Source organism: Vreelandella aquamarina (genome assembly GCF_900110265.1).
In the GTDB taxonomy this organism is placed as follows: domain Bacteria; phylum Pseudomonadota; class Gammaproteobacteria; order Pseudomonadales; family Halomonadaceae; genus Vreelandella; species Vreelandella aquamarina.
Genome location: NZ_FODB01000012.1, coordinates 22692 through 48402, shown reverse-complemented (window position 1 = coordinate 48402; position 25711 = coordinate 22692). Strand labels below are relative to the sequence as shown.

At 61.1% G+C, this 25711-nt stretch carries 23 protein-coding genes and 2 pseudogenes; 13 read left to right on the top strand and 12 right to left on the bottom strand.

Going from position 1 to position 25711, the window contains the following annotated elements; translation table 11 throughout:
• Positions 1 to 84: 84 nt before the first annotated feature.
• Positions 85 to 1110, top strand: a complete 1026-nt coding sequence (locus BMY49_RS04995; RefSeq protein ID WP_089675068.1) for a Fe(3+) ABC transporter substrate-binding protein — start codon at positions 85 to 87, stop codon at positions 1108 to 1110.
• 112 nt (positions 1111 to 1222) lie between these two features.
• Here the strand turns inward: BMY49_RS04995 and polA are convergent, their stop codons facing one another.
• On the bottom strand, positions 1223 to 3988 hold the full coding sequence (gene polA, locus BMY49_RS04990; RefSeq protein WP_089675067.1) for a DNA polymerase I: 2766 nt from the start codon (positions 3986 to 3988) through the stop codon (positions 1223 to 1225).
• Positions 3989 to 4161: 173 nt separating this feature from the next.
• Between polA and BMY49_RS04985 the strand changes: the two genes are divergently transcribed.
• The gene (locus BMY49_RS04985) at positions 4162 to 5121 is read left to right on the top strand and encodes a homoserine kinase (RefSeq protein ID WP_062361845.1); all 960 of its coding nucleotides are present in this window, start codon (positions 4162 to 4164) and stop codon (positions 5119 to 5121) included.
• A complete protein-coding gene (gene speA / locus BMY49_RS04980) occupies positions 5118 to 7040 on the top strand; it encodes a biosynthetic arginine decarboxylase (protein WP_089675066.1) in 1923 nt (640 codons plus the stop codon). Before BMY49_RS04985 ends, speA begins: the two co-directional genes overlap by 4 nt.
• Before the next feature lie 88 nt (positions 7041 to 7128).
• On the opposite strand, the gene BMY49_RS04975 is transcribed toward speA, so the two are convergent.
• The 7 genes from BMY49_RS04975 to BMY49_RS04945 form a co-directional block, all read right to left on the bottom strand.
• A complete protein-coding gene (locus BMY49_RS04975) occupies positions 7129 to 7794 on the bottom strand; it encodes a fumarylacetoacetate hydrolase family protein (RefSeq protein ID WP_062374689.1) in 666 nt (221 codons plus the stop codon).
• Between the two features lie 127 nt (positions 7795 to 7921).
• Positions 7922 to 8848: an ectoine hydroxylase gene (gene thpD / locus BMY49_RS04970; RefSeq protein WP_089675065.1), complete on the bottom strand. Its 927-nt coding sequence runs from the start codon at positions 8846 to 8848 to the stop codon at positions 7922 to 7924.
• A gap of 200 nt (positions 8849 to 9048) precedes the next feature.
• Positions 9049 to 9705 (bottom strand): IS701 family transposase, encoded by a 657-nt coding sequence (locus BMY49_RS04965; protein WP_062374686.1) that lies wholly within the window; start codon positions 9703 to 9705, stop codon positions 9049 to 9051.
• A gap of 294 nt (positions 9706 to 9999) precedes the next feature.
• Positions 10000 to 10293 (bottom strand): hypothetical protein, encoded by a 294-nt coding sequence (locus BMY49_RS04960; RefSeq protein WP_089675063.1) that lies wholly within the window; start codon positions 10291 to 10293, stop codon positions 10000 to 10002.
• A gap of 73 nt (positions 10294 to 10366) precedes the next feature.
• Positions 10367 to 10696 (bottom strand): hypothetical protein, encoded by a 330-nt coding sequence (locus tag BMY49_RS17385; protein ID WP_167359354.1) that lies wholly within the window; start codon positions 10694 to 10696, stop codon positions 10367 to 10369.
• Positions 10697 to 10727: 31 nt separating this feature from the next.
• Complete coding sequence (locus tag BMY49_RS04950) at positions 10728 to 14261, bottom strand: DEAD/DEAH box helicase (RefSeq protein ID WP_089675061.1); 3534 nt, start codon at positions 14259 to 14261, stop codon at positions 10728 to 10730.
• A 57-nt stretch (positions 14262 to 14318) separates the two neighbouring features.
• Complete coding sequence (locus BMY49_RS04945) at positions 14319 to 14450, bottom strand: AAA family ATPase (protein WP_244154915.1); 132 nt, start codon at positions 14448 to 14450, stop codon at positions 14319 to 14321.
• Here BMY49_RS04945 and BMY49_RS17380 point away from each other — a divergent pair.
• Positions 14449 to 14625 (top strand): hypothetical protein, encoded by a 177-nt coding sequence (locus BMY49_RS17380; RefSeq protein WP_167359353.1) that lies wholly within the window; start codon positions 14449 to 14451, stop codon positions 14623 to 14625. The two genes, BMY49_RS04945 and BMY49_RS17380, sit on opposite strands and share 2 nt — an antisense overlap.
• Here BMY49_RS17380 and BMY49_RS04940 read toward each other — a convergent pair.
• The 4 genes from BMY49_RS04940 to BMY49_RS04925 form a co-directional block, all read right to left on the bottom strand.
• Positions 14622 to 15278, bottom strand: a complete 657-nt coding sequence (locus BMY49_RS04940) for a hypothetical protein (protein ID WP_143058113.1) — start codon at positions 15276 to 15278, stop codon at positions 14622 to 14624. The two genes, BMY49_RS17380 and BMY49_RS04940, sit on opposite strands and share 4 nt — an antisense overlap.
• Positions 15279 to 15342: 64 nt before the next feature.
• Entirely contained in the window at positions 15343 to 16002 is a 660-nt protein-coding gene (locus BMY49_RS04935; protein ID WP_089675057.1) for a glutaminase, read from the bottom strand.
• 4 nt (positions 16003 to 16006) lie between these two features.
• Complete coding sequence (locus BMY49_RS04930) at positions 16007 to 17419, bottom strand: YfcC family protein (protein WP_244154914.1); 1413 nt, start codon at positions 17417 to 17419, stop codon at positions 16007 to 16009.
• A gap of 53 nt (positions 17420 to 17472) precedes the next feature.
• Entirely contained in the window at positions 17473 to 18702 is a 1230-nt protein-coding gene (locus tag BMY49_RS04925) for a M20 aminoacylase family protein (protein WP_089675055.1), read from the bottom strand.
• A gap of 115 nt (positions 18703 to 18817) precedes the next feature.
• Here BMY49_RS04925 and BMY49_RS04920 point away from each other — a divergent pair, with 115 nt between their 5' ends.
• The 9 genes and pseudogenes from BMY49_RS04920 to BMY49_RS04885 all read left to right on the top strand — a co-directional run bounded on the left by BMY49_RS04920 (position 18818) and on the right by BMY49_RS04885 (position 25297).
• Positions 18818 to 19738 (top strand): LysR substrate-binding domain-containing protein, encoded by a 921-nt coding sequence (locus tag BMY49_RS04920; protein ID WP_054645336.1) that lies wholly within the window; start codon positions 18818 to 18820, stop codon positions 19736 to 19738.
• 147 nt (positions 19739 to 19885) lie between these two features.
• Positions 19886 to 20098: pseudogene (locus tag BMY49_RS04915) on the top strand (transposase); the annotation flags it as partial.
• A 468-nt stretch (positions 20099 to 20566) separates the two neighbouring features.
• On the top strand, positions 20567 to 21136 hold the full coding sequence (locus BMY49_RS04905; RefSeq protein ID WP_011786806.1) for an Hsp20/alpha crystallin family protein: 570 nt from the start codon (positions 20567 to 20569) through the stop codon (positions 21134 to 21136).
• Between the two features lie 95 nt (positions 21137 to 21231).
• A complete protein-coding gene (locus BMY49_RS18235; RefSeq protein WP_442908436.1) occupies positions 21232 to 21594 on the top strand; it encodes a hypothetical protein in 363 nt (120 codons plus the stop codon).
• Between the two features lie 15 nt (positions 21595 to 21609).
• Positions 21610 to 21963: pseudogene (locus BMY49_RS18230) on the top strand (Clp protease N-terminal domain-containing protein); the annotation flags it as partial.
• A gap of 90 nt (positions 21964 to 22053) precedes the next feature.
• A complete protein-coding gene (locus tag BMY49_RS04900; protein ID WP_457853251.1) occupies positions 22054 to 24081 on the top strand; it encodes an ATP-dependent Clp protease ATP-binding subunit in 2028 nt (675 codons plus the stop codon).
• A 16-nt stretch (positions 24082 to 24097) separates the two neighbouring features.
• A complete protein-coding gene (locus BMY49_RS04895) occupies positions 24098 to 24307 on the top strand; it encodes a hypothetical protein (RefSeq protein WP_167359352.1) in 210 nt (69 codons plus the stop codon).
• The gene (locus tag BMY49_RS18160) at positions 24304 to 24798 is read left to right on the top strand and encodes a PAS domain-containing protein (protein WP_197746130.1); all 495 of its coding nucleotides are present in this window, start codon (positions 24304 to 24306) and stop codon (positions 24796 to 24798) included. Before BMY49_RS04895 ends, BMY49_RS18160 begins: the two co-directional genes overlap by 4 nt.
• 28 nt (positions 24799 to 24826) lie before the next feature.
• Positions 24827 to 25297 carry a phosphate-starvation-inducible PsiE family protein gene (locus BMY49_RS04885; protein ID WP_089675051.1) on the top strand — a complete coding sequence of 157 codons (471 nt, stop codon included), beginning with the start codon at positions 24827 to 24829 and terminating at the stop codon, positions 25295 to 25297.
• The last annotated feature ends 414 nt before the right edge of the window (positions 25298 to 25711 follow it).

Genomic DNA, 25711 nt, shown 5'->3' with positions numbered 1-25711 from the left:
TCGCTTGACGTTCTTCGAACAAGGCGTTTCAATAGCACACGCCGTTAATGCAACTTATTATCATAAACATTCAGGGTATTTGTTATGAAACAAGCACGTCTTACGGCCTCCGTAGCTGCCATCATGGCCGGCTCTGCGTTCGCCAGCAGCGCACTCGCTAATGAAGTCAACATCTACTCCGCACGTCATTACGACTCTGACGAAATTCTCTACCAAGCGTTCACTGAAGAGACAGGCATTGAAGTAAACGTGCTGGAAGGCGATGCCAACCAACTGATGGAGCGTATGCAGCGTGAAGGCGTGGCTAGCCCCGCCGACGTTATGCTGACCGTGGATGCAGGCAACCTGTGGCGCGCCGAGCAAGACGGTATTTTTCAAAGCGTAAACTCTGATGTACTTAACGAGCGCCTGCCGGAATCCATGCGTCACCCAGAAGGCATGTGGTTTGGCTTTAGCCAGCGCGCCCGCGTGATCTACTACAACCGCGAAAACTTCGACCCGAGCCAGATCGCTACTTACGAAGATCTTGCCGACCCGCAGTTTGAAGGCCAAGTATGCATTCGCTCTTCCAACAACATCTACAACCAGTCACTGTTGGCATCGCTGATTGAGCACCACGGCGAAGAGGGCGCGCAGGAGTGGGCCCAGGGCGTTGTGAATAACATGGCCCGCGACCCAGAAGGCGGTGATACCGATCAGATTCTTGGCGTTGCCAGCGGTGAGTGTAACCTCGCCGTCGCCAACCACTACTACTACGTACGCCTGCTGCACTCTGACGATGCCGCCGAGCGTGAAGCCGCGCGCAAAGTGGGCGTGATCTTCCCCAATCAGGATGACCGCGGTACCCACGTGAACGTCGGCGGTGCAGGCCTGGTCGCCAACGCGCAAAACCCGGAAAACGGCATTCGCTTCCTGGAGTTCCTGGCCTCTGACCAAGCGCAGGAAGTGCTGGCCGAGCGTAACTACGAGTTCCCGGTGGTAGAAGGCGTGAAGAAAAACCCAGTGCTGGAGTCTTGGGGCGATTTCGCTAAAGACGACATCAACATCAGCATCCTGGGTGAGAACAACCCGGAAGCGGTACGTATCTTCGACCGCGTCGGCTGGCGTTAAGCGCGACTTGGGCACACGCTTTTGAAGCCGGTGCTTAAGTAACGTACTCAACACAACCCCCGCAGCGACCGCTGTGGGGATTGTGTGTTATTGGCGAGTGCTCTCTCGTTCGTTAGTGGGCTTCATCCCAATTCGCGCCGCTTTGCGCTTCCACAATCAGCGGTACGCTGAGCGAGGCCGCGGCCTGCATGCGTGCCTGCACTTGCTCAATAAAGCGCTCTACCTGCGCCTCGGCCACCTCGAACACCAATTCATCGTGTACCTGCATGACCATCAGCGCATCGAACTCCCCTTCCGCTAGCCACGCATCCACATCAATCATGGCCTGTTTGATAATATCCGCCGCCGTGCCCTGCATCGGCGCGTTGATGGCCGTGCGCTCGGCCCCTTGGCGGCGGTTGCGGTTTTGCGAGTGAATCTCTGGCAGGTATAAACGCCGCCCCATCACGGTTTCGACAAAGCCATCTTCCGCCGCCTGGGTACGAATGCGGTCCATATAGCGGGCGACGCCTGGGTAGCGGTCAAAGTAGCGGTCGATGTAGGTTTGGGCCTGGCTACGGTCAATACGCAGCTGACGAGCCAGCCCCCAAGCGCTCATGCCGTAAATCAAGCCAAAGTTAATCGCCTTAGCGCTGCGCCTCTGGTCGCCAGACACCTTTTCAAGCGAGGTGCCAAAAACTTCCGCCGCGGTAGCGGTGTGGATATCGCGCTCTTCAGCAAACGCTTCCAGCAGCCCTTTATCTTCCGAAAGGTGCGCCATAATACGCAGCTCGATCTGCGAGTAGTCCGCCGCCACAATGCGGTAGCCAGGGCGGGCCACGAACGCCTGGCGAATCTTGCGCCCCTCTTCGGTACGAATCGGGATGTTCTGCAGGTTCGGGTCCGACGACGACAGCCGCCCGGTGGCCGTAACCGCCTGATGATAGCTGGTGTGCACGCGGCCAGTTTTCTTGTTCAGCAGGCGCGGCAGCTTATCGGTATAGGTAGATTTCAGCTTGGCCAGGCCACGGTGCTGCATGATCACCTTGGGCAAGGGGTAGTCCAGCGCCAGCTCTTCCAGCACGGCTTCGGCGGTGGAAGGCGCGCCTTTGGGGGTTTTCTTGATGACTGGGATTTTCTGCTCTTCAAACAGAATCTGCCCCAGTTGCTTGGGTGAGCCCAAATTGAACTCACGGCCCGCCAGCTCGAAAGCTTCACTCTCTAACTCGCGGATGCGCTGTTCGAGCTGCTGGCTCTGCTCGTACAGGCGCTCGGCATCCACGGCCACGCCGTTACGCTCGATGCGCGACAGCACGCTGATTAGCGGTAGTTCAAGGTGGTCGAGCACCTCGGCCAAGCGCCCTTCCCGCTCCACTTGGGGACGCAGCGTGTCCTGTAGGCGCAGGGTGATATCTACATCCTCGCAGGCGTAGGGAGCCGCTTGCTCTAGGGCAATCTGATTAAACGTCAGCTGCTTGGCGCCTTTGCCCGCGATCTCTTCAAACGAAATGGTTTTCTCGCCCAGGTACTTCAGCGCCAGCGAATCCATATCGTGGCGCGTGGCGGTGGAGTTGAGCACATACGACGCTAGCATGGTGTCGGCAAACGGGCCAACGACAGAAATGTCGTAGTTCGCCAGTACGGAAATATCGTATTTGAGGTTTTGACCAATTTTGGTTTTGGCCGGGTCTTCCAGCAGTGGCTTTAACGCTGCCAGCACCGCTTTGCGATCAAGCTGCTGGGGAGCATCCAAGTAATCATGGGCCACCGGAATATAGGCAGCTTCCCCGGCTTCCAGCGACACGCCAATACCCACAATTTCTGCATCCATGTAGTTGAGGCTGGTGGTTTCCAAGTCGAAGCAGAAACGTTCGGCCTCGTTGAGCCGTTCGAGCCACGCCTCCAGCTCGGCCTGCTCGGTAATCACATGGTCGTGGCGCTCGGTCGGCGCCGTTTCCGTCGTGCTGTCGGTTGTTTCCGAGACGGGCTCGCCGCCTGCCACATCGTCCACGCCTTCGTCGTTACCTTCCAGCAGCTCGGCGAGCCACTGTTTGAACTCCATCTGTTTGTAGAGCTCGACCAACGCTTCGCGGTCCGGGTGGGCAATGTCTAAATCATCCAGCCCCACCGGCAGGTCGCAGTCGGTTTTGATCGTCGCTAACTGATAGGAGAGAAACGCTTGCTCGCGGTGCTCTTCCAGTTTTTTGGGTAACGTTTTCGCGCCGCGGAAACCGAGGGTGGTCACGCGCTCTAAATCGCCATAAATCGTGTCTAAACCGCCGCCCATACCTTGCAGCAGGCCAATGGCGGTTTTCTCGCCCACCCCAGGCACGCCGGGGATGTTGTCCACCTTGTCGCCCATCAGTGCGAGGAAGTCGATGATGAGTGCGGGAGGCAGGCCAAACTTCTCCTCCACGCCCGCTTCATCGAGGGTTTCCTCTTTCATGGTGTTGACCAGCGTGATGTGGCCGTTCACCAGTTGGGCCATGTCCTTATCGCCGGTGGAGATGACCGCGTCGCGGCCAGCCTGAGTGGCTTGGTGCGCCAACGTGCCAATCACGTCATCCGCCTCGACCCCTTCGATGCACAGCAGCGGCAGGCCGAGTGCTTTGACACAGGCGTGCAGCGGTTCGATTTGGCTGCGTAGGTCATCCGGCATGGGTGGGCGGTGGGCCTTGTAATCGCTGTACAGCTCATCGCGGAAGGTTTTACCCGGCGCGTCGAACACCACCGCCATGGGGCTATCGGGGTAGTCTTTCATCAGCCGTTTGAGCATGTTCAGTACACCCTTCACGGCCCCGGTCGGCTGACCGTTAGAGGTCGTTAGCGGCGGCAGCGCATGAAACGCGCGATAGAGGTACGAAGAGCCATCGACGAGCACGATTGGGGCACGGGCCATAACCAAATTCCATAGTCAGCAAAACGGTAAGGATGTCTGCTCTCTATGATACGCGTTCAACGCCGGGCCTGCAGAAAAGAGCTGTAAAACACGAGGCGCAACGCCACACAACGCTGCCAACTCGTGCGGCAAGCCGCTACAATAATGGGCTTAGCAACCTGGGCGAGATCCTCATGGCAGTATTCACCCCGCTTAGCGACGCACAGGTCGCCGCGTTTTTGGAAAAATTTGATGTTGGCAGCTTTGTTGCGCTTCAAGGTGTGGCAGGCGGCACGGAGAACTCGACGTTTTTCGTGACCACCGACCGCCGCGAGCTGGTGCTCACCCTGTTTGAGCAAGGCGAACACGAAGAGCTGCCGTTTTTTGTTGAGTTGCTCGATTACTTAGACGAGCACCGCTTACCGGTGCCCGGCACTATTCATGACCGCGAAGGCGTGGCGCTGCACAGCCTGGCGGGCAAGCCTGCGCTGCTGTTCCCGCGCCTGCCGGGCAAGCACCCCAGCGCCCCCAACCTTGCCCAGTGCCAAGCGCTGGGCAGCACGCTTGGGCAGATGCATAAAGTATCGCAGCACTTTCCCGGGCATCGCCCCAACCCCCGTGACCTGCACTGGCTGCGGGCGGTACACCATAAGGTGCTCACCTACATCAGCCCTGACGATCAAACACTGATGAAGAACGCAGTGGATGATTTCGAGAGCGAATTTAGCCAGCATGGCGAGCTTCCCCAAGGAGCAGTGCATGGCGATTTGTTCCGCGATAACACGCTGTTCGAGGGCGACGCCCTAGGCGGTATTATCGATTTTTATAACGGCTGCACCGGTGACTTGCTGTTTGATCTCGCCATCGTGATCAACGACTGGGCCTCCAATGAGGACGGTTCGCTGAACGCCGAGCGTTACAACGCCATTTTAAGCGCCTATCAAGCACGACGCCCGCTGACCGAATCCGAACGCACGCTTTGGCCGACGATGCTGCGCATGACCGCACTGCGTTATTGGCTGTCACGGCTGCTGGTGGTGTATGTCGACCCACCGGCCCATGACTTAACTCCCCACGACCCCGAGCGCTTCCGCATGATTCTTAAAGCACGCATCGCGTTTGGCGCACTCCCGATTCCAGAGGCATCTTCATGAGTGAAATGGCAACGACCAGCAGCCCCGCCGTGCGTGCCCGCCGCACTTGGAACATGGACCAGTGGGGCAGCGGCTACTTTGATGTCGACGACCATGGCCAAGCCCTGGTACGCCCGCTGGGCAGCGATGCGGAAGGCCCGGCGCTGCCTATCAGTGCGTTAGTCCGTCAGTTACAGGCGGCGGGGTTACGCTTACCGGTGCTGGTGCGCTTTAGCGATATTCTTCACGATCGCGTCGAACAGCTCTGCGGTGCCTTTGACGCCGCCATGCAGGACGTGGACTACCAGGGCGGCTATACCGCGGTTTACCCGATTAAGGTGAACCAGCAGCGTCGGGTGGTAGAAGAGATTCTCGCTACCTCTGAGCGTGGTAATGGTCGCGTAGGGCTCGAAGCAGGCAGCAAACCCGAGCTGCTGGCGGTGCTGGCGCTCTCCGACGGCGGTTCGTCGCTGATCGTCTGCAATGGCTATAAAGACCGCGAGTACGTGCGCCTGGCGCTGCTGGGCGAGAAGCTCGGCCACAAAGTGTATCTGGTGGTGGAGAAGCTCTCCGAGCTGGAGCTGATTTTAGAAGAGGCCCGCGAGCTGGACGTAACCCCGCGCATTGGCCTGCGCGCGCGGCTGGCCTCGGTAGGCAAGGGCAAGTGGCAGAACACCGGCGGTGAGAAGTCGAAGTTCGGTCTCACCGCCAGCCAGATTCTGGAAGTGGTCGAAACCCTACGCGCCCAGGACGCTCTGGCCAGCCTGCAGCTCGTGCACTTCCATCTAGGCTCGCAGATCGCCAACATTCGCGATATTCAGCGCGGCCTGCGGGAGTGCGCGCGCTTCTATCAAAACCTGATGAGCCTGGGCGCACCCATCGACACCGTCGATGTGGGCGGCGGCTTAGGGATCGACTACGAAGGCACCCGTTCGCGCAGCTACTGCTCGGCGAACTACTCCATGCAGGAGTACGCCCGCAACGTGGTTAGCGCGTTCTCACAGCTCTGCCAGGAAGCCGACCTGCCCCAGCCGCACCTGATCAGTGAATCCGGCCGTTCACTCACCGCCCACCATGCGGTGCTGATCACCAATGTCATTGGTGAAGAGCGCGTCAACGACACGCCGCCAGAGCGCGCGACCCAGGAAGAAGATCCGCAGGTAGAAGAGCTGTGGCGGGTGTTCGACCAGTTGGCCGAGACCCAAGAACCGCGGGTGCTGGTCGAGGCATGGCACGACCTGTTGCAGGCAGTTAGCGAGCTACACGACCGTTTCGTTCTGGGTCTGAGCAGCATCAACGCCCGCGCCGAAGGCGAGCGCCTCTACATGGCCGCCTGCACGCGCCTGCGTGGAAAGCTAGATACCCGCAACCGCGCGCACCGGGAAATCATGGACGAGCTGGCCGAAAAATTGGCCGACAAGCTGTTCGTTAACTTCTCGCTGTTCCAGTCAGTGCCAGACGTGTGGGGCATCGAGCAGATTTTCCCCGTGCTACCACTCAGCGGGCTGGACAAAGCGCCCACCCGCCGTGCGGTGATCCAGGACATCACCTGCGACTCTGATGGCCGTATCGATAGCTATGTGGATGGCCAAGGGGTAGAAACCACCCTGCCACTGCCTGAGTGGGCCAATGACGACGAGCGCTGGTTAGGCTTCTTCCTGGTGGGCGCCTACCAGGAGATTCTTGGCGACCTGCACAACCTGTTCGGCGATACCGATTCGGTGGATGCAGCGCTAGGTGAAGATGGCGAGTGGGTGCTCTCTAACCCGCAGGCGGGGGATTCGGTGGCCAACGTATTGGCCTACGTGAACTTCGACGCCCGAGTTTTGAAGCAAAAACTCACCGAGCAGCTGGTGACCAGTGGCTTCTCTGCCGAGGAGCAAGCCCACTTTGCCGCCAGCCTGACCGAAGGCCTAGAGGGCTACACCTACCTGGAGTAACCCTTCACCGGCTTAACGCGTTTCACAAAAAAGGCCACCGAGCGTATCGGTGGCCTTTGTTTTGCGTGCTGAACCCGTGAGCGGGTCGTTACTCAACGACGCTGGTCGAAATCTCCAGGCCGCCAGTCAGCGTTAAGCGTAGCGCCGCGCCGCGGGGTAGCTCGCCGACTCCGGCAGGCGTGCCGGTCAAAATCACATCGCCTGGCTCCAGGGTGAAGTGACGGCTCATTTCTGCCACCAGCGTGGGAATAGCAAAAATCATATCCGCGCCTTCGCCGTGCTGGCGCTCTTCACCGTCGATTTCTAGGGTGAAAGCCAGCGCGTTCCAGTTAGGCACGCGGCTCAGCGGCAAAAAAGGCGACAGCGGGCAGGCACCATCAAAGGCCTTGGCGATTTCCCAAGGGTGGCCTTTCTCTTTTAACTTGGTTTGCACATCGCGCAGGGTTAAATCCATCGCAAGGCCAATGCCTGCAATAGCACGCTCGGCTTCATCTTGCGTGGCGTGGGTGAGGGTCTCCCCTACCAGTAGCGCCAGCTCGACTTCATAATGAACATCGCCTCGCGAAAATGGCGGGTCGAGAGGCTTGGTTAAGTCCACCACGCTAGTGGCGGGCTTGATGAACAGCAGCGGCTCACTGGGAACCGGGTTATCCAGCTCTTTGGCATGTTCGGCATAGTTGCGGCCGACACAGATGACCTTGCCCAGCGCGTGGGGAAACTCCTGACCATCGGTAAACTGTGGAACAAAACGCATGGCGGGTCTTCTCCTTCTCGTTATGCGTGCCGTATTCGCAACGACAGGCGCATTAGTCTACCCCAGCCATGCCCATGTTCCACAGTATCGACCGCGTATTTCCGAATTGCAGGAGTATCTGGATCGCTTATGCCTCAGGATACCCGCTCTCCTCAGGCCCATGCGCCAAGAACGAAGGACGCTGTTTAGGCGCGGCAAACGGGGCAACGCAGCGGTTATCGGGCCGATTGAACACGAAGAACACGTTGCTGCGCGGATCCGGCGAGAGGTTGGCGTTGGACGCATGCAGCGTGTTGCAATCGAACAACAGCAGCCCGCCAGCTTTCCCTTTGGGGGCATCGATGCCGTATTTATCGACCAAGTGTGTCAACGCCTCTGGGCTCGGCACGCCCACTTCCTGCGCTTTCAACGAGCGCTTGTGGTTGTCTTCCGGCGTTTCTCCCAGGCAAGGCACGAATTCCATATGCGAGCCCGGAATCAACATCAGCGGGCCATTGAACTCGTGGTTGTCGGTCAAAATCAGCGAGGCGCTGACCGCGTGCATGTTGGGCATACCATCTTCAGCGTGCCAGGTCTCGAAGTCCGAGTGCCAATTGAAGCCTTTACCGGCAAAGCCCGGCTTGTAGTTGATACGCGACTGATGCACGTAGGGGTCGTCACCGATGATCTGACGAGCCGCACCAGCCACGCGCTCGTCGCTGGCAAGCGCCCCTAATCGCTCAGAAAGGCGATGCACGGCAAATAGTGAGCGAATCTCATGGCTTTCTGGCTCGGTGATGCTGAACGCCTTATCGCGATAGGCGTCGTTGCTCAGCAGGGCGTTCATCTCTTTGCGAAGCGCCTCCTGCTCTTCGCCATCGATCAAATTGGGAATGAACAAATATCCCTTGCGTTCGAACTCATCGAGCTGAGCCTCACTCAGCGGTCCCGGTAGCGCACGCCCTTTTACGACGCCATCCTGGCGGGGCTGTGTGAGTGATGCAGGGGCTTGGGCCACGCGTGTGGGATAAGCGTCTACCACCCTGGCATTGCCCGCCGTGGGCACGTCGGCCATCTCGCTATACTGTTTTGTGGGCGGTCACATGGTTAAGCGGTGTATTGCTGACTGTCATCTAATCCACTCCTTGTATGATTAAACTTCAGTTAAAACGTGTCTCATTTAGAAACACAGCGCAGTAGATAGGGTAGCTAACCTTTCTGCGCTTGCAACCTAGGATGGCTCCTTTCATAACGTGGGTTATGACATTCACCTCCTCATCTCTGACTATCGCAAAACCAGCGTTCGCCCTTGCTGCCTGAGCCAGCGGATAGGGTCTGCCATGCGTCATCCGGCAATGCCGCTGCGATCTCGTCCGCTCGCGTGTAGTGGAAGCTCTGCCACCACAAGGATTCGTTACAAGCCACTTCTAAAACAAAGGGTTGTGAGCTCTCCTCCAGCCACAGACGCAGGCTGCGGTTACCACCATAGACGCTATCCCCCGTCACCCAGGCGGCCGGTATGTCCTGATCCATCGCGCACTCCAGCATCCGGCGAGCGAGCTCGGGTTTGCTGGCAAATTCGACGTCATCAGGGATGCCCGCACGCCGACAACGCTCGCGGTCCTGTGTCCAGGATTTGGGCAAGTACAGGGCGCGATCCAGGAAGGCCTGTCCCGCCGGGCTAGCGTAGAGAAGAAAGACCCCGATCTGACTATTTTCGATACGGCCAGCGGTGCCACTGTACTGGCGTTGCACGCCGGCCGAGTGCTGGCCTTTCTTGGTAAAGCCGGTCTCGTCCAGGACTAGGACACCCTCAGGCGAGCCCAGCGTATCGATGACCCATTGGCGGAGAATATCGCGTGCTACGTCCGCATTCCAGCGGGCACGATCCAACAGGTACTGCCCCCATCTGGGGTGGCATCGCCGAGCCATTCGGCAAGATGCCAGCTATTCTTACGTTCACACTGGCTGAGCAGCCCCTGGATGTAACGTAGAGCTCGAGCGCGCGTTTCCGAACGCGGAAAGAGCGGGCCTAACCGCTCTGCCAGGTCATCCAACAATGCTGAGACAGAAAGATCCAGTTCTTGCATCCTTCACCCTGTAATCGCTTCCATATCAACCACATGCATTGTAGCTTATTCAGTTACGACTGTAGTACTAGACCAACCTAAGCCCCAAGCACGATCATCACACTAAGACCCAACACGCCATAGGCAACCAGAACCTCTAGTGTAGTATTGTGTAGGTGGCCATACTGGCGTGTTCGGTCAGGAAGCCATTGACACTCAGCCAGCCCAAGTGCCGAGTCCACGCCCACCTCCCCGAACGCCAGCAACGCGCAGCGAAGCTCACGCCCGCCAACATTGTTGTTCCGAAGAACATCGCAGGATGCGGGGCATTCATTACACCAAAGTCGGGCCGAAATAGCGGGTTATCGAAAGCCTGACGCCAGTGAGCAATGCCATACTCACCCACCGAGACCACCAGCATCAGCCCCAGAAGTGCGAGGCCCCAGAACATCAGGGTATGGCGTGTGCTGCCCCGCCATCATTGACCAGCTCAGCAGCTGCACGAGAACCGCCGCGAGCAATAGCTATAACGGGGCTGTGCTCCGTATACCTCTTCGTATACCTCTTCCCCAGACCAATACCGCCACCAAACCAGTCAAGGCCTCCAGTGCCGCAACTAGCGATTCGACCGAGAGATAAGGGAGCGTCTCGGAAAGAATGGCCAGGCCCACGCCCTCATGCTTCAGAGCAAACAACAGATGCGAGAGGAGATCGTCATCGGCAGGCGCTCGCTCCGGCGGCAGGACGCCCAGCGCCAGGTGCCCATGAAGGTGCACATAACCAACGTTTTTCATCTTCATGCTCAGGAAGCGAGGTATTTCGTTCACTTCAGCAGGAAAATCTTCAGCCAACAACCAGAGGGGGATTTTTTCTTAACCCATCTCACTACACTACCGGCGCAAAGAGCAGCGCCAGATCCTCCTCGTCGAATAGCGGGCCGTCGCTCTTGTGCTCGGCGCCACCCTCAAGGATCGAGGCGGCGAGATCGGCCTTGCGCGCCTGCAGGTCGAGGATGCGCTCCTCCACGGTGCCGGCGCATACCAGCTTATAGACGAACACCGGGTTCTGCTGGCCCATGCGGTGGGCGCGGCCGGTGGCCTGGGCCTCCACCGCCGGATTCCACCAGGGATCGTAGTGGATCACGGTGTCCGCGGCGGTGAGGTTCAGGCCCGTACCGCCGGCCTTGAGGCTGATCAGAAATACCGGGATCTCGCCCTGCTGAAACAGCGCCACCCGCTGCGTGCGGGTCTTGCCCGGCGTGTCGCCGGTCAGGGTGGTGAAGGGGATGCCGTCCTTCTCCAGCGCCTCACCGATCAGCGTGAGCATCTCAGTGAACTGGGAGAAGATCAGGATGCGCCTCCCCTCCTCCACCAAGGGCCCCACCAGTTCGCGCAGTTGCTCCAGCTTGGCCGAGCGCTTGGTCTTGCGCACACTCTCCAGTTTGACCAACCGCGGGTCGCAGCACACCTGGCGCAGCTTGAGCAGCGCATCGAGCATCACGATGCCGGAAGCGGCCAGGCCGCGCTCGGCCACCGCCTGCTGCACCCGCTGGTGCTGGGCCAGGCGCAGGCTCTCGTAGAGCTCGCGCTGGGCGCCGCTCAGGGTGACCTCGCGACGGGTCTCGGTCTTCTCCGGCAGCTCGACGAGTACCTGCTGCTTGGTCCGGCGCAGCATCAGCGGGGCGATGCGCCGGGAGAGCCGCTGGCGCAGCTCGACGTCGCCCTCTTTCTCGATGGGGGCGCGAAAGCGCTGACCGAACCACTGCTGGCTGCCCAGGGCGCCCGGTGCCACCGCATCGAGCTGCGCCCACAGCTCACCCAGGTGGTTTTCCAGTGGCGTACCGGTCATGGCGATGGCGCGGGCCACATTGAGCTCGCGCACCGCCCGCGCGGTCTGGCTGGCGGCATTCTTGATCGCCTGTGCCTCGTCAAGCACCAGCAGGCCGAAGTCGTGCTCGCGCAGGCGTTCGAGATCGCGGATCAGCAACGCATAGGTGGTCACCGCGAGGTCGGCACCGGGAAGCGCCTCCTCGAACTGGCGCTCGCGCTGAGCCTTCCCCCCCTGCAGGGCGACGACGTTGAGCTCGGGGGCGAAGCGTTCAGCCTCGGCGCACCAGTTGCCCACCAGGCTGGTGGGCGCCACCACCAGGGTCGGGCCGGTCAGCGCCCCGCGGGCGCGCTCATCGAGCACATGAGCCAATACCTGGACGGTCTTGCCCAGGCCCATATCGTCGGCCAGGATGCCGCCGGTGCCCAGCTCGGAGAGAAAGCGCATCCAGGCGATGCCTCGGGCCTGGTAGTCACGCAGCTCGCCAACTAAGCCCGGCGGTGCCGGCAGGCTGGCGGGCAGCTCGCGCAGGCGCCGGGCCAGTTTGGTCACGTCGTCTCGCCCCGCCCAGCGCTCGTGCTCGGCCAGGGGCGCTACCTTCTCGGCGGCGGTCACCGGCAGGCGCACCGCCGCCTCGGGGTCGCTCTCATCATTCAACCAGTCGAGGATGGGCGCCATCAGCGAGCGCAGGCGCGAGAGCGGCATCACCAGGCGGCGATTCTCCGGCAGGGCCAGCGTCCAGCTGGCGTCCTCTGGTTCATCAGCGGCCGGCTCCAGCGGAAAGCCGGGATCCCGAAACAGGCGGCGCAGGATCGGCAGCAGGTTGAGGCGTTCGCCCTCCACCTCGATATCCAGCGCCAGGTCGAACCAGCCGTTGCCGGCCGGCTCCAGCTCGCCGTACCAATCGTCCGGCTCCACATAGGTGGGTTCTTCGGGAAAGTCGTCGCTGAAGTGAACCAGGCAACCCGCCTGGCGCAGCCGGGCGATCATCTCCCACCACTCATCGGGGCCGGCCAGGTGGGTCGACCATTCGAGGATCGTGGCCGGAGGACCCTCGGCATTCGGCAGCAGCAGCGACCAGTCAGGCAGCTTCAGATAGGCCGGCACCAGCTCGGCCTCGCGCAGCCACTCCAGGGTGATCATGCCCGATGGCAGCCCGCGCACCAGCGCCAACTCCGCCTCGGCATCGCGCTTGATCTTGAGTCGCTGGCCATCACGGTACCCCTGCACCCAGTCGCCAGGCTCCGGGACCACCTCGATACCAGCATAGTCAAGCCCCACCACCGCCGCACCGACTTCCACCCAGCGCGGCAGAGGTGCACCGTCACGAAAGCCCAGCTGACTTGCGGCTACCTGCATGGTGACCTTGAGCCGCGGCGCCACATCATCCAGCTGGCGCTCCTCGACCTGATGCGGCGCCGGCAATGTCTCGGCCAGTGCCGGCGCCTCACCCAGGCGCTCACTCAACCAGCCACTCATCTCGGGGGGTAGCGGCGGCGCCTGCGCCACCCTTTTAAGCCACTCGGGACTACCGGCCAGGCGGCCGAACAAGCCCTGCTCAACGTCCAGGTAGCACAACTCGCGCCCACTACGCAGCACAAGCGCCGTTTGCGAGAGCAATCCTTCTGGCTGCGTATCCAGCGCCAGATGCTGTACCCCCTCTTCATCCGCCTGCCAGCGAGGCGCCAGCTGCCCGGCAGGGCCCAGTTCAAGAACGGGGCCCGTCTGCTTTTCATGGAACAGCAGTGGGGGCTCATCGCCTTCAAGCAGATTCCACAGCGCCCGCCCCTGCAGTGGCTGATCGATGACCGCCGCACGGCGCATCTGACCTGATATCAAAGTGGACTCCTGAGGGCCGTGCAAAAGCAGTGTCAGGGCCTCCTCCTGGGCCGCAGGCCAACCACCCTCGGGCACTGGCACCAGGTCGGAGGCCGCCTCGATGATCCGTGGCGCCACCCACCCCGAGTGGCGATGGCTCTGGCGCGACGGACGCACCCACACCGGCACCACCCGCAGCACCGGCTCACGATAGGCACCGGGCGCGCTCAGAAACAGGGCGAGGCGATACTCGTCGCCGACGCGCCGCCCTTCTGGTTCCTCCTGCAAGGCAGGCCGATCCGCCCGCTTCAGCCACGCTTCCCAGTCGCGCTTGGCCGACGCCAGTTCGGCCGACGACGAGCGCTTGGCAAGCGGTGGCGCAGGGGGCGAACCGGGAGACGGCTCGAGGCTTTCCTCCGGCGAGGCGAAGCCCTCCTCGCCCATCTGATTCATGAAGGTCTCGATCAGCGCCACGGCATGCTTGCAGCGCACGCCGACCTGGCAGTTGCAGAGGGTAAAGAGCCCCTTGTCGAGATCCTTGGGGTCAAGATAAGCCCGCGTCATGTAGGCCTGCTTGCGGCCACCGGCAACGCGCCCGAAGATTCCCAGCATGTCACTGCCGACCTGCAGGTTGAACCCATCATGCACACGCCCCTTGTGGGCATAGCCCAACCCACGCGATAGGGTGGCGGCATCAAAGGCAGTCGGCCAATCCACTTCCATCAGAGCCAAGTACAGATCCAGGGCAGGGTCTTCAGGATAACGCTCCGACATATTGGCTCCTTGAGGTCGATGTTACAGGGAACATAATGCTACCACGATCCCCCACGCTCATCGTTGCCGCGCCTCCTCCACCAGCCGATGGATCAGCGGGGTCTTGTCGACGTAGTAGTAGCCGCCCTCGATGATATCGGCGAAGGTCTGAATACCGATGGACAGTTTCTTGCGAGCGAGGGTGGACATGGCGCCTTCGGGTACGTCGGTTCAGCAGAGGCTCCATTGGGGTCTGCAGGGCGTCGTCATCACCCTCGATGCCCAGGCGGTGTTGCAGCTGCCAGTGGCTACGGCGGCCCGGCTCTCCCTTGAAGGCATCGGTATGGGTGCGCTGGCGGGCGCCCCAGTCGCTCATCAGGCCTAACTGTACCGCCGGGGCCAGCTGGCCGCCAAGCAGCGCAAAAGGCAGGTGGCGGCCAGCAGGGTCATCTGCCCTTCCAGGCAGCCGCCGGAGGCGTGCCAGGCCCCCCCGGGAAGCGCCGTCAGCGGCACGCTGGTGGCGTGCAGGTTGGTGATATGAAACAGCGAAAGGCGGCGCAGCCGCACGCTCTCGTCGCTTACAGCAAGCTCGGTGCGGCCGACCTCCAGGGCCGCATTGGGCATGCGGGTCTCGTTGCTATCCAGCAGGTCATACTGCAGCGGGCGCAGCGTCAGCCGGGCGGCCTCTTCCAGCTCGCTGTTGTAAAGCTCCTCCAGGCGCAGCAGCGCAGGGGGCGTGGCCTCATGCAGGGGCAGCTGGGCAGCAGGCGCCACGCTCTCGCCACCCGGGGGCAGGCTCAGCCTTGCCTGCAAGAGCTCGCGCTCACGCTCGGCAAGGCCCGGCTCGTCGCCGGTCTGCTTCAGAAAGGCCGCGTGACTGAGCAGGGTATCGAGCACCGCAGCCTTTACGCATAGGCGGCTGAAGTGCCGCGTAAGGCCCGCCTCATTCACAAGGGTGCTGTTGGGCCGGCCTGAAGCTTCCAACCGGCAGCTTCGCTCATCAGGATCCACATCTCTGGCGGAACCCGGATATTGCACCGGAAATGGGAAAATCGGCTGAAAATCGGCTATAATTCAACCACCTACACCAGAATCAACCGCATCAGCCGCCATGGCAAAATGTTCGTTCCGGCGGCCACCGAAGAAGCCGCTCTACCTCTACTTCGATGCCACCGACGACCGGGTGCATAGCCAGCACCTCGGCCTCGAGGTTGCCGAAGTTCTTCATCAGGTAAGTCAAGGCGGCGTTGCGGCTGCCGTGGCGGGTTTCCGAGGCCAGCACCTCGTCATTCACGTCGCAGTACTCGCTGCCTGCCAGGCGTCTCACGAAGCTGAGAAAGGCCTGGCGAGAGGACGAAAAATGCGCGACCAGGGTATCGGCCACCAGAATGGCGCCGGTGTTGATGAAGGGATTACGGGAAATACCGCGCTCCCACTCCAGTTGGACGATGGAGTTGAACGGCTGACCGGATGGCTCCATGCCGACCCTGCGCCACAGACCGTCGCCCATCCGCTGCATCGCCAGCACCAGACCGAACACCTTGGAGATGCTCTGGATCGAGAAGGGAAGTTCGGCATCGCCGGCGGTATGAACCTCCCCATCCAGGGTGGCGAAGGCGATGCCGCAGCGTATAGCGTCGGCCGTGGCCAGGGCTGGGATGTAGTCGGCTACCTGGCTCTCTATGGGCTGCTCCACGGCCAGCCGGTGAATATCCCGAAGGGCCTGGGGAAGCGAGAGGTCGGCGTCGGCGAGAAATTGCATGGCCTCAGTAACCGATGTAGTGAGCCACGACCAGAGCAATCCAGCACATAGCGTAGAGTGGCACCATGATCGGCAGGATCACGGGCAGCCACTGGGCATAGGAAACACGACCCAGGGCCAGCATGGCCAGGATACCACCGGCGGTAGGAGTGAACAGGTTAGTCAGCCCGTCGCCCACCTGGAAGGCAGTAATCATCAGCTGCCGACTCATGTCGACGAGGTCGGCCAGCGGGATCAGGATCGGCATGGTCACTAGCGCCTGGGCCGAACCACTGGGGATAAACAGGTTGATCACGCCCTGGATGACGCTGGCCACCACCGCGGCCAGTGCCACCGGCATGTCCCCCACGATGGCGCTAAGCGAGTGAACAATAGTGTCGATGATGTGGGCATCGCTGAGGATGACCTGGATCGAGGCGGCAAGACCAATCACCAGCGCGCCGGAGGTCACGGAGGAGGCGCCCTCCATCATCCGCTGGACCAGTTGGTTGGCGCTAAGGCCGCTGGCCAGCCCGATCAGGATGGCCATGAGCAGGAAGTTGCCGGCGATCTCCTTGATGTACCAGCCGCGGATGAAGACGCCGAAAAGCATGATCACCAGGCCGGCCAGGAAGATGCCGAGGACGGCAAGGTTGTTGCGCGACAGAGCGTAGTCCTTGAGCTTCCGACTCATCTCCACCGGTTGGTCGTCCTTGAATTCGATGTTGACCACGCGCAGGCAGATATAGGCGGCAAGCGTCGCCAGGCAGGTCAGCATCATCAAGGTGCGCAGCCACCAGCCGGAAAACAGCGGCAGTTCGCCAATGCTCTGTGCCACCCCCACGGTGTAGGGGTTGATGGGCGAGAGCGCAAAGCCGATAGCGATACCGCCCACGGCCATGGTCACGCCCACCAGGCGCGAGCAGCCGATGGCCGAGGCGATCAGCACACCGACTGGTACCAGGGCAATGTTGTTCTCGGCGCCCACAGCCATGCCAAAGAAGCCATAGATGAAGGTGCCCACGGTGATAATCAGGTTGCGGCTTTTGATGCTGCTGCCCGCGCCCATCCTGTAGGCAGCAATGCCTATGGCGTTTTCCAGCGCCCCGGTGCCCTTGAGGATGTGGAAGAGTCCGCCGGCGATGAAAACGATGAAAAGGAACTGGGCGGCGTTGATCATGCCCTCGGGAATAGCCACGAAGACACGGAAGAAGTGCAAATTGGCAATATCGGATAGGTACTCGAAGGAGCCTGGAATTACCCGGCTCCGGCCATTCACCACTTCCCGCGCGAATTCGCCGGCGGGCACGAAGAAGGTCATCGCATAGACGACCACCAGTACCATGAAGATCAAGACCATGGGGTCTGGAAACTCACGGAACCACTGACGTTTCCGGGAAGCAGCAGGCTTGCGGTCATCGGACTGTTGTTGGCTCATGGTCACCCTTTGGATCGCTGTGCGATCTCGTTGGAGTTGTTGGGGGTTATGGATCACTCGGAGCGGGAAGTTCCCTGCGAGAAGTAGCGGGACACCAGGCCCATCAGGAAGGTGGCGGCGGGTCCCATGCAGTCATCGTTGAAATCGTAGTGCGGGTTGTGCACGCTGCATGGTCCCAGGGGCAGCCCTTCGTCGTAGCCGTTATCGCCGTTGCCGACGATGAAGTAGCAGCCAGGCACCTGCTCGAGAAAGTAGGCGCAGTCCTCGCTGCCGGTAAGGGGCGCGGTGGGCGCTTCGACTCGCTCGTCGCCGAACATCTCTCGGGCGGTGTCGATGGCAAGCTGGGTCTCGGCCGGGGTGTTAATCAACACCGGATAACCGCGCACGTAGTCGATCTCGCAGCGGCAGTCGAAGGACTCTGCCTGGGACTCGGCCAGGGTGCGAATGCGGCGCTCGAGGGTATCTCGCACCTCGGGGTCCAGGGTACGCACGCTGAGCTCTAGCTCGGCGCTGTTGGGAATGACGTTGGCGCTGGAGCCGGCCTGCATCCGGCCTACGCTGATCACCGAGACGAGGTTGGGATCGACGTTGCGCCCGACGATGCTCTGCAGTGCCAGCACGGTGGCAGCTGCTGGCAGAGTGGGGTCGGCGGCCAGCTGCGGCAGGGCCCCGTGGCCGCCCTTGCCAATGAAGGTCAGCGTGACCGTGTCCGAGGAAGCCATGAAGGCACCCTCCCGGAAACACAGGTGGCCCACGGGCTTGCCGGGGAAATTGTGCAGCGCAAAGAGGGCGTCGCAGGGGAAGCGCTCGAAGAGGCCGTCTTCGATCATGCACAGAGCCCCACCGCCGCCACCCAGCTCCTCAGCGGGCTGGAAGATCAGGTTCAAGGTGCCGCTGCCGGGCAGCCCCTGCTCACGATGCTGGCGGGCCAGGGCCTCGGCAGCACCCAGTAGAATGGCAGTGTGGCCGTCATGGCCGCAGGCGTGCATCTTGCCAGGTACCTGACTAGCCCAGGGCAAGCCAGTCTCCTCCTGGATGGGCAGGGCATCCATATCGGCGCGCAGGCCGAGTCGCGGGCCCGAATTGTCGCCCCAGCGCAGCACTCCAACCACGCCGGTAGTGGCGATGCCGGTGTGAACCTCATAGCCCCACTCCTCCAGTCGCTCTGCCACTAGCTGGCTGGTGGCAAACTCCTCGAAACCGAGCTCAGGGTGCTGATGGATATGGCGGCGGCAGGCCTGCATCTGGTCGATATCTGGCGTGATCGTCGAATGGGCTGTCATTGGCTTCGCCTCTTAGCATTGGAATTTGCGTCAATAAAACCGATATTGTCAGTGGTGACTGATATCGAAAAGACGATAAAATCTACTTGATGACACGCATAGGTGTTCACTTGAGATGAAAAACCACCATTTGAGGGCCCTGCTGAAGGTGGCCGAAGAAGGGTCGATTCGAGGAGCTGCCAGGGCGCTGCACCTGAGTCAGAGCGCCCTGACCCGCGCGCTGCGCGAACTGGAGGCCGACCTTGGATCGGAGCTGCTGATACGCAGCTACCGCGGCGTCGAGTTCACACCGTCGGGCAAGGTGCTACTGAAACGGGCGCGCCTGGCGTTCTCCACCCTGGACAAGGCCAGGGATGAAATACGTTGGCTGCGCGGCGGCTCGGGCGTGCAGGTCACGGTGGCGGTGACCACCGCAATCGCGACCACGTCTCTGCCCGCCGTGCTTCGGGAGTTCGAGCGCGAGCAGCCTGATGCCAGCCTCAGGCTGGAGGAAGGCATGATGAGCACGGTGCTACCGGGCCTAATGGAGGGACGCATCGACTTCGCCATCGCCGTGGCCGAGGCGGATCAGCTACCCCACGAGATCACCTTCGAACCGCTGACCGAGCTGCTCTCGGAACCCATGGCGCGTGAAGGTCACGCATTGCTGGGTGCCACCGACTGGTCGCAGATGGCTGAGGCGCGCTGGGTGCTGAACCTGGCGGTCGGCAGCTCGGCACAGCGGCTGATCGACTGGCTCGAGGCTCAAGACATCTCGATCTCGCAGCGGGTGGTAAAGTGCGATTCTCCAATCATGATGGTCGAGCTGATGCGACGCACTGATCTGATCGGCTTCGGCCCGCGGTTCTTTGTCGACGATCCGCTTTCCGGCCGTGGGTTGGCCTGCTTCGACACCCTGGCCACCTTTCCGGCCTATACCATCGGCCTGCTCAAGCTGCGCGGCGTGCCCCTCCACCCCGGTGCCGAGCGGCTCGCGACCCTGTTCAGACGCCATATCTCCTCGCTGAATCTATCGCGCCGGCCATCGAGTCAATGAGTGAGTTGGCTCAGCGTGCTATCCCGAATATTGCACTGGGCATGAAAAAGCGGCTGAAAATCGATTATAATTCAAACTCCTACACCAGAATCAACCGCATCAGCCGCCATGGCAAAATGTTCGTTCCGGCGGCCACCGAAGAAGCCGCTCTACCTCTACTTCGATGCCACCGACGACCGGGTGCATGGCCAGCAGCTCGGCCGGCACTTCAACGGCTGCTACAACCACTATATCTTCCTGCCACTGTTCGTGTTCCGCGGCGACAGCGGCTTCTGCCGCCCGCTGATCCTCAACTGGTGCGACCGCCACGGCGTCGATTACATCATCAGCCTCGCCGGCAACAAGCGCCTGGCCAAGCTGACTGGCAAACTGGTGCCTGGGTAGCGCTGCGACGTGCTGTCCCCGGCACAGAAAACACATGGGGGTAGGGGGAAGTGTGCCTTGAGCTCAGGAGGGAGCACCATCGCGGTGGCAGCCAACATTTGTCTCCTGGTTGCTTACGATTGACTCACATCAATCACCCAGCAGATCGCGAGGTGTTGACTCTTGACTTCCTGCATGTTAGCCACAATATTTTGCAAAGTCTTGAAGAAAACCCTCGATTGAGGCTGCACGAAGGCGGAAATTGTGGGGGGCATGGCGGTTTCATCAAAGTGAAATCGATCGATGGATCAATGATCAGACCCAAGCAGGCAGAAAGAAGGAGGTGATACGTACAGATGAGCAGCCGAAGGCAGCGAAACATCCCGTGTTGCCTGAGAGCGCTATCCATAGCCGCAGGCAAACGGAGTGAGCGAGATTCTTCAACTTTTCTTCTGGAGGTGTGACATGGACATTGATTTCAAGAAATTGGCTCCCTGGAACTGGTTCAAGAAAGAACAGGAAGAACAACAGAGCGCTGCCTCGCTGCCCGTGCAGCGCAATGACCTGCCGGTAGCAGGCGGTCCCGTCAGTCCCATCCTGCAATTGCATCGCGAGATCGACCGCCTCTTTGACGATGCGTTTCGAGGCTTCGGTTTTCCAGCGCAGGCCATGCCGCGATGGCCGTCGGACTTGCCGGGCATGCTGAAGCCGGTACTTGACATTCAGGAAACCGACAAGCAATACAAGATTTCCTTGGAGGTTCCCGGCGTCGAGGAAAAGGATATCCAGATCACGCTCGACAACGACGTGCTGATGGTACGGGGCGAGAAGCGCCAGGAGCAGGAAAAGAAGGAGGGTGGCTTCCATCGCGTCGAACGCTCCTACGGCAGTTTCCAGCGTGTCCTGAACCTGCCTGACAACGCCAACCAGGAATCGATCAAGGCCGCATTCAAGAACGGCGTGCTCACGATCACGATGGACAAGCGCGAGGCCAGTGCGCCTAAGCAGGGCCGCTCGATCCCGATCAACGGCTGACGCCGATCGGCTCGTCCTCCGAAAAAACCAGGTGAAGATCGAGGCGCCGTTACCTTCGGCGTCTCGTCAAATCAGTCCTCTTAAGGAGCATCAGCATGGCCAGAAAACAATGCCGAGTCTGCGGCCAACCCGCCACGGTGCGGGTGGAAACCAATCTCAATGGTCGCCACAGCACTATGCAGTTGTGTGACGATCACTATCGCCAACTGGTGCGCCAGCAAAAGCGCACCGTCTCACCGCTGGAAGCCTTGTTCGGCTCGCGCAGCGGGCTGTTCGAAGACTTCCTTGGCAGCGACTTCTTCCGCATCGGTGACGACGCACCGTCCATGGCAACCGATACCGACGAGGTCGTCGATGCCTCGTTTGGCGAACCCGCCCCGGCTGCTACGGGTACAACGCGCAGGCGCGGCAGTGGGCTGGCCAGCCGTATCAGCGAACAGTCCGAGGCTTTGTTGTAGGAGGCCGCCAAACATGCCGCCGAATTTGGCCGCCCTGAAGTCGATACCGAACACCTGCTGTTGGCGCTCGCCGACAGCGACGTGGTGAAGACCATCCTGGGGCAATTCAAGATCAAGGTCGATGACCTCAAGCGGCAAATCGAATCCGAAGCCAAGCGTGGCGAGAAGCCGTTCGAGGGCGAAATCGGCGTGTCGCCCCGCGTCAAGGACGCACTCAGCCGCGCTTTCGTGGCATCCAACGAACTCAGCCACTCCTATGTCGGCCCGGAGCATTTCCTGATCGGGCTGGCCGAGGAAGGCGAAGGCTTGGCCGCCAACCTGCTGCGCCGTTACGGCCTCACACCGCAGGCGCTGCGTCAACAGGTGAGCAAGGTGGTCGGTAAGGGGGCCGAGGACGGTCGCGCTGAGGCGCCGACCAACACACCTGAGCTCGACAAGTACTCGCGCGACCTCACCAAAATGGCGCGTGACGGCAAGCTCGATCCGGTCATCGGCCGTGCGCAGGAGATCGAGACCACCATCGAGGTGCTGGCCCGGCGCAAGAAAAACAACCCGGTGTTGATCGGTGAGCCCGGCGTCGGCAAGACCGCCATTGTCGAAGGACTGGCGCAGCGGATGGTCGCCGGCGAAGTACCCGAGACGCTGCGCGACAAGCGCTTGGTGGAACTCAACATCAACGCCATGGTGGCAGGCGCCAAGTACCGCGGCGAATTCGAGGAGCGCGTGCAGAAGGTGCTCAAGGAAGTGACCGAGCACCAGGGCGAGCTGATTCTCTTCATCGACGAGGTGCACACCATCGTCGGTGCCGGCCAGGGTGGCGGCGAAGGCGGGCTGGACGTGGCCAACGTGTTCAAGCCGATGATGGCGCGCGGCGAACTGAACCTGATCGGCGCCACCACGCTCAACGAGTATCAGAAGTACATCGAGAAGGACGCCGCGCTGGAGCGTCGCTTCCAGCCGGTGATGGTGCCCGAGCCGACGGTAGCGCAGACCATGATGATCCTGCGTGGCCTGCGCGACACCTTCGAGGCGCACCACAAGGTCAGCATGACCGAGGATGCGATCATCGCCGCCGCCGAGTTGTCGGACCGCTACATCACCGCGCGCTTTTTGCCTGACAAGGCCATCGACCTGCTCGACCAGGCGGCCGCACGCGTGAAGCTGTCGGCCACGGCCCGCCCGGTGGCGGTGCAAGAGCTGGAGTCCGAACTGCACCAGCTGCGGCGTGAGCAGGACTATGTGGCCTCGCGCAAGCAGTACGACAAGGCCGCCGAGCTGGGCAAGCGCATCGAGGCCAAGGAGACTGAACTCAAGAAGCTCGTCGAGGAATGGGAACGCGAGCGCGCCTCGGGCAGCGCCGAAGTCAAGGCCGAGCATGTCGCGCAGATCGTCTCGCGCCTGACCGGCATTCCGGTCAACGAGCTGACGGTGGAAGAGCGCGAGAAGCTGCTGCATCTGGAGCAGCGGCTGCACGAGCGCCTGGTGGGCCAGGACGAAGCGGTGCGTGCGGTGGCCGATGCCGTGCGGTTGTCGCGGGCGGGCCTGCGCGAGGGCAGCAAGCCGGTGGCGACTTTCCTGTTCCTCGGGCCAACCGGCGTGGGCAAGACCGAACTCGCCAAGGCGCTGGCCGAGTCGATCTATGGCGATGAAGGTGCGCTGCTGCGCATCGACATGTCCGAGTACGGTGAACGCCATGCCGTGGCACGCCTGGTGGGTGCGCCTCCGGGTTACGTCGGCTACGATGAGGGTGGCCAGCTCACCGAGAAGGTGCGTCGTAAGCCCTACAGCGTGTTGCTGCTGGACGAGATCGAGAAGGCTCACCCCGACGTCTACAACATCCTGCTGCAGGTGTTCGACGACGGGCGGCTCACCGACGGCAAGGGCCGGGTGGTGGATTTCACCAATACCATCATCATCGCCACCTCGAACTTGGGCTCGGACATCATCCAGCGTCGGCTGAAGGCCGGTGGCGCCGCCGGCGAGGAATACGTGAAGACCAAGTCCGAGGTGATGGACGTGCTGCGCGGACACTTCCGCCCCGAGTTCATCAACCGCATCGACGAGATCATCGTCTTCCATGCGCTGGGCAAGGAGGAGATCCGCCATATCGTCGGCCTGCAGCTCGATCGTGTGGCCCGCAACGCCGCCAGCCAGGAAGTGACGCTGACCTTCGATCAGACCTTGATCGATCACTTCGCGGAGGAAGGCTACAAGCCCGAGTTCGGCGCGCGTGAGCTCAAGCGGCTGATCCGCAGCGAGCTGGAGACGGCACTGGCGCGCGAGATGCTGGGTGGCGGTATCGGCAAGGACGATCACGCCAGCGCCCGCTGGGACGACAAGGCCGAACGGGTGGTCTTCGAGCGCCAGGAGCCACCCGCGAAGCCGACCGAGCCTGAAAAGCCCGATGCCGCGAACGTGGCCGAGGCACCGCCTGGCGACGCGAGCAAGCCTGCGGGCAAGAAGAAGTCAGCGGGCGGCGAATCTTGAGCGATGGGAGGCTGTCGTGTCCGACCCCAACGGGCTGACATGGGCAGCCACCCTCGTGTCGCTGGCGGTCGCTATCCCACCGCTTGCCGGTCTGGCCCACCTGGTGGGACGCGCCACCGGCCAGTCGATGCATAGCGACCCCAGCCACACAATCTTTGACGAAATGCGCTCCGAGTTGCAGAAACTTTGGAACCTCTGTTTCACCCCTAAGGAGCGTCACCTTTGAACGAGACGCCTCAAATCTCAGCCCGACACGGCGACCAGATTAACCAGAATGCCCATTCTGGCAGTTGGCATCTCGATCTTGGCTCGCAACTCCTCACTTGCTCCGATGAAGCCTGCCGCGTGCTCGGCCTGGATGTTGGTGCGCCAATAGCCTTCGAGCGATTCCTGCAGTGCATTCACCCTGAAGACCGCCCCCTCTTCGATAGGGCATGGGATGCTGCCATGTGCGGAAAGTCCCTTGATCTGCAGTATCGTATCGTCAGCGGAGGGCAGGTTCGCTGGATACACCTGCGGGCAACATTCAAGGGCGACGCCTCTGGTCGGCCCAGAGCGGCAGACGGGACGGTAGAGGACATCACCGATCTCAAGAGGGTCGAGCAGGCGCTGAACTCTATGCGCCGACAGCGAGAAGAGTTGGCCAGCCACGTTCCCGGTATGCTTTACCAATACCGTCTTCGTCCGGACGGCAGCTCGGACTCCCCGTTCCATTAACGTTTCATTGAAAGAGAGAGCAACGCTTATGCATAAAGAACCTGGCCACACGACCCTTGACGAAATGCGCTCCCAGTGGCGGTTGATGACGGTTTACGAGCGCTTCGAGCAGGTCGTCGCTCTCGTTCTGTCGGCGGTCATTGCCGTCATCATCGTGGTGTCGCTAATTCAGTTGATTCGGCTCGTCTTCACGCTGCTCGTCATGGATGCACTGAATCCAACGGATCATAAGGCTTTTCAGATGGTATTCGGTGCCACCATGACGCTCCTGATCGCGATGGAATTCAAGCATTCGATCGTCAAAGTGGCGCTGCGTAAGGAAAGCATCATCCAGGTCAAGACCGTCATTCTGATCGCGATCCTGGCACTGGCCCGCAAGTTCATCATCCTTGACCCCGACATTGATCCTGCCAAACTGGCCGCCCTGGCGGGGACGATACTGGCCTTAGGTCTGACCTATTGGCTCATGCGTGAACGCGACGACCGGAAGAGCGAGTGATTGGACCATGGCTCTTTATCGTCTAGACGGTCGACACGATGCTAGGTCGTGGCACCGCTGGCGAGTTATTGCCAACTACTTTGGCCGCTTGGCGACAATTAAAATGGCCGGTTGGGTGGGGTAGTTGTCGGCCACAAACTGCCTGATGGGACATTTGTGGCCGATTAAGCGAGATGGTATCTAAGACTCCCGGCCCCTAGGTAAGCACCCAGGCAAGAAAAAATCTCTAGGCTCTTCCAGCAGGCCTGAGCGCTACACGGGGTCGCAGAGTCCCAGAATTCGTGCAGCTGTGAAATGGCTAGGGCTTCCTTACTTTTATCGAAGGCCTAGTACCTTGCAGTATTTCTATACCCACCATAGACCCAACAAAAAAGGCCACCCGTAAAGGCGGCCTTTTGATATCTCTAATGCTTT

Coding starts and splice junctions, on each gene's coding strand:
- polA (WP_089675067.1), bottom strand. CDS start 3,988: ATGGCCCGTGCCCCAATCGTGCTCGTCGATGGCTCTTCGTACCTCTAT.
- BMY49_RS04900 (WP_457853251.1), top strand. CDS start 22,054: ATGGCGCGTGACGGCAAGCTCGATCCGGTCATCGGCCGTGCGCAGGAG.
- thpD (WP_089675065.1), bottom strand. CDS start 8,848: ATGGCCGACGTGCCCACGGCGGGCAATGCCAGGGTGGTAGACGCTTAT.
- speA (WP_089675066.1), top strand. CDS start 5,118: ATGAGTGAAATGGCAACGACCAGCAGCCCCGCCGTGCGTGCCCGCCGC.
- BMY49_RS04950 (WP_089675061.1), bottom strand. CDS start 14,261: ATGTCGGAGCGTTATCCTGAAGACCCTGCCCTGGATCTGTACTTGGCT.
- BMY49_RS04930 (WP_244154914.1), bottom strand. CDS start 17,419: ATGAGCCAACAACAGTCCGATGACCGCAAGCCTGCTGCTTCCCGGAAA.
- BMY49_RS18235 (WP_442908436.1), top strand. CDS start 21,232: ATGGCCAGAAAACAATGCCGAGTCTGCGGCCAACCCGCCACGGTGCGG.
- BMY49_RS04985 (WP_062361845.1), top strand. CDS start 4,162: ATGGCAGTATTCACCCCGCTTAGCGACGCACAGGTCGCCGCGTTTTTG.
- BMY49_RS17380 (WP_167359353.1), top strand. CDS start 14,449: ATGGCGCCTTCGGGTACGTCGGTTCAGCAGAGGCTCCATTGGGGTCTG.
- BMY49_RS04945 (WP_244154915.1), bottom strand. CDS start 14,450: ATGTCCACCCTCGCTCGCAAGAAACTGTCCATCGGTATTCAGACCTTC.
- BMY49_RS04920 (WP_054645336.1), top strand. CDS start 18,818: ATGAAAAACCACCATTTGAGGGCCCTGCTGAAGGTGGCCGAAGAAGGG.
- BMY49_RS04965 (WP_062374686.1), bottom strand. CDS start 9,705: ATGGCTCGGCGATGCCACCCCAGATGGGGGCAGTACCTGTTGGATCGT.
- BMY49_RS04885 (WP_089675051.1), top strand. CDS start 24,827: ATGCATAAAGAACCTGGCCACACGACCCTTGACGAAATGCGCTCCCAG.
- BMY49_RS04995 (WP_089675068.1), top strand. CDS start 85: ATGAAACAAGCACGTCTTACGGCCTCCGTAGCTGCCATCATGGCCGGC.
- BMY49_RS04925 (WP_089675055.1), bottom strand. CDS start 18,702: ATGACAGCCCATTCGACGATCACGCCAGATATCGACCAGATGCAGGCC.
- BMY49_RS04935 (WP_089675057.1), bottom strand. CDS start 16,002: ATGCAATTTCTCGCCGACGCCGACCTCTCGCTTCCCCAGGCCCTTCGG.
- BMY49_RS04975 (WP_062374689.1), bottom strand. CDS start 7,794: ATGCGTTTTGTTCCACAGTTTACCGATGGTCAGGAGTTTCCCCACGCG.
- BMY49_RS04905 (WP_011786806.1), top strand. CDS start 20,567: ATGGACATTGATTTCAAGAAATTGGCTCCCTGGAACTGGTTCAAGAAA.
- BMY49_RS04960 (WP_089675063.1), bottom strand. CDS start 10,293: ATGTTCTGGGGCCTCGCACTTCTGGGGCTGATGCTGGTGGTCTCGGTG.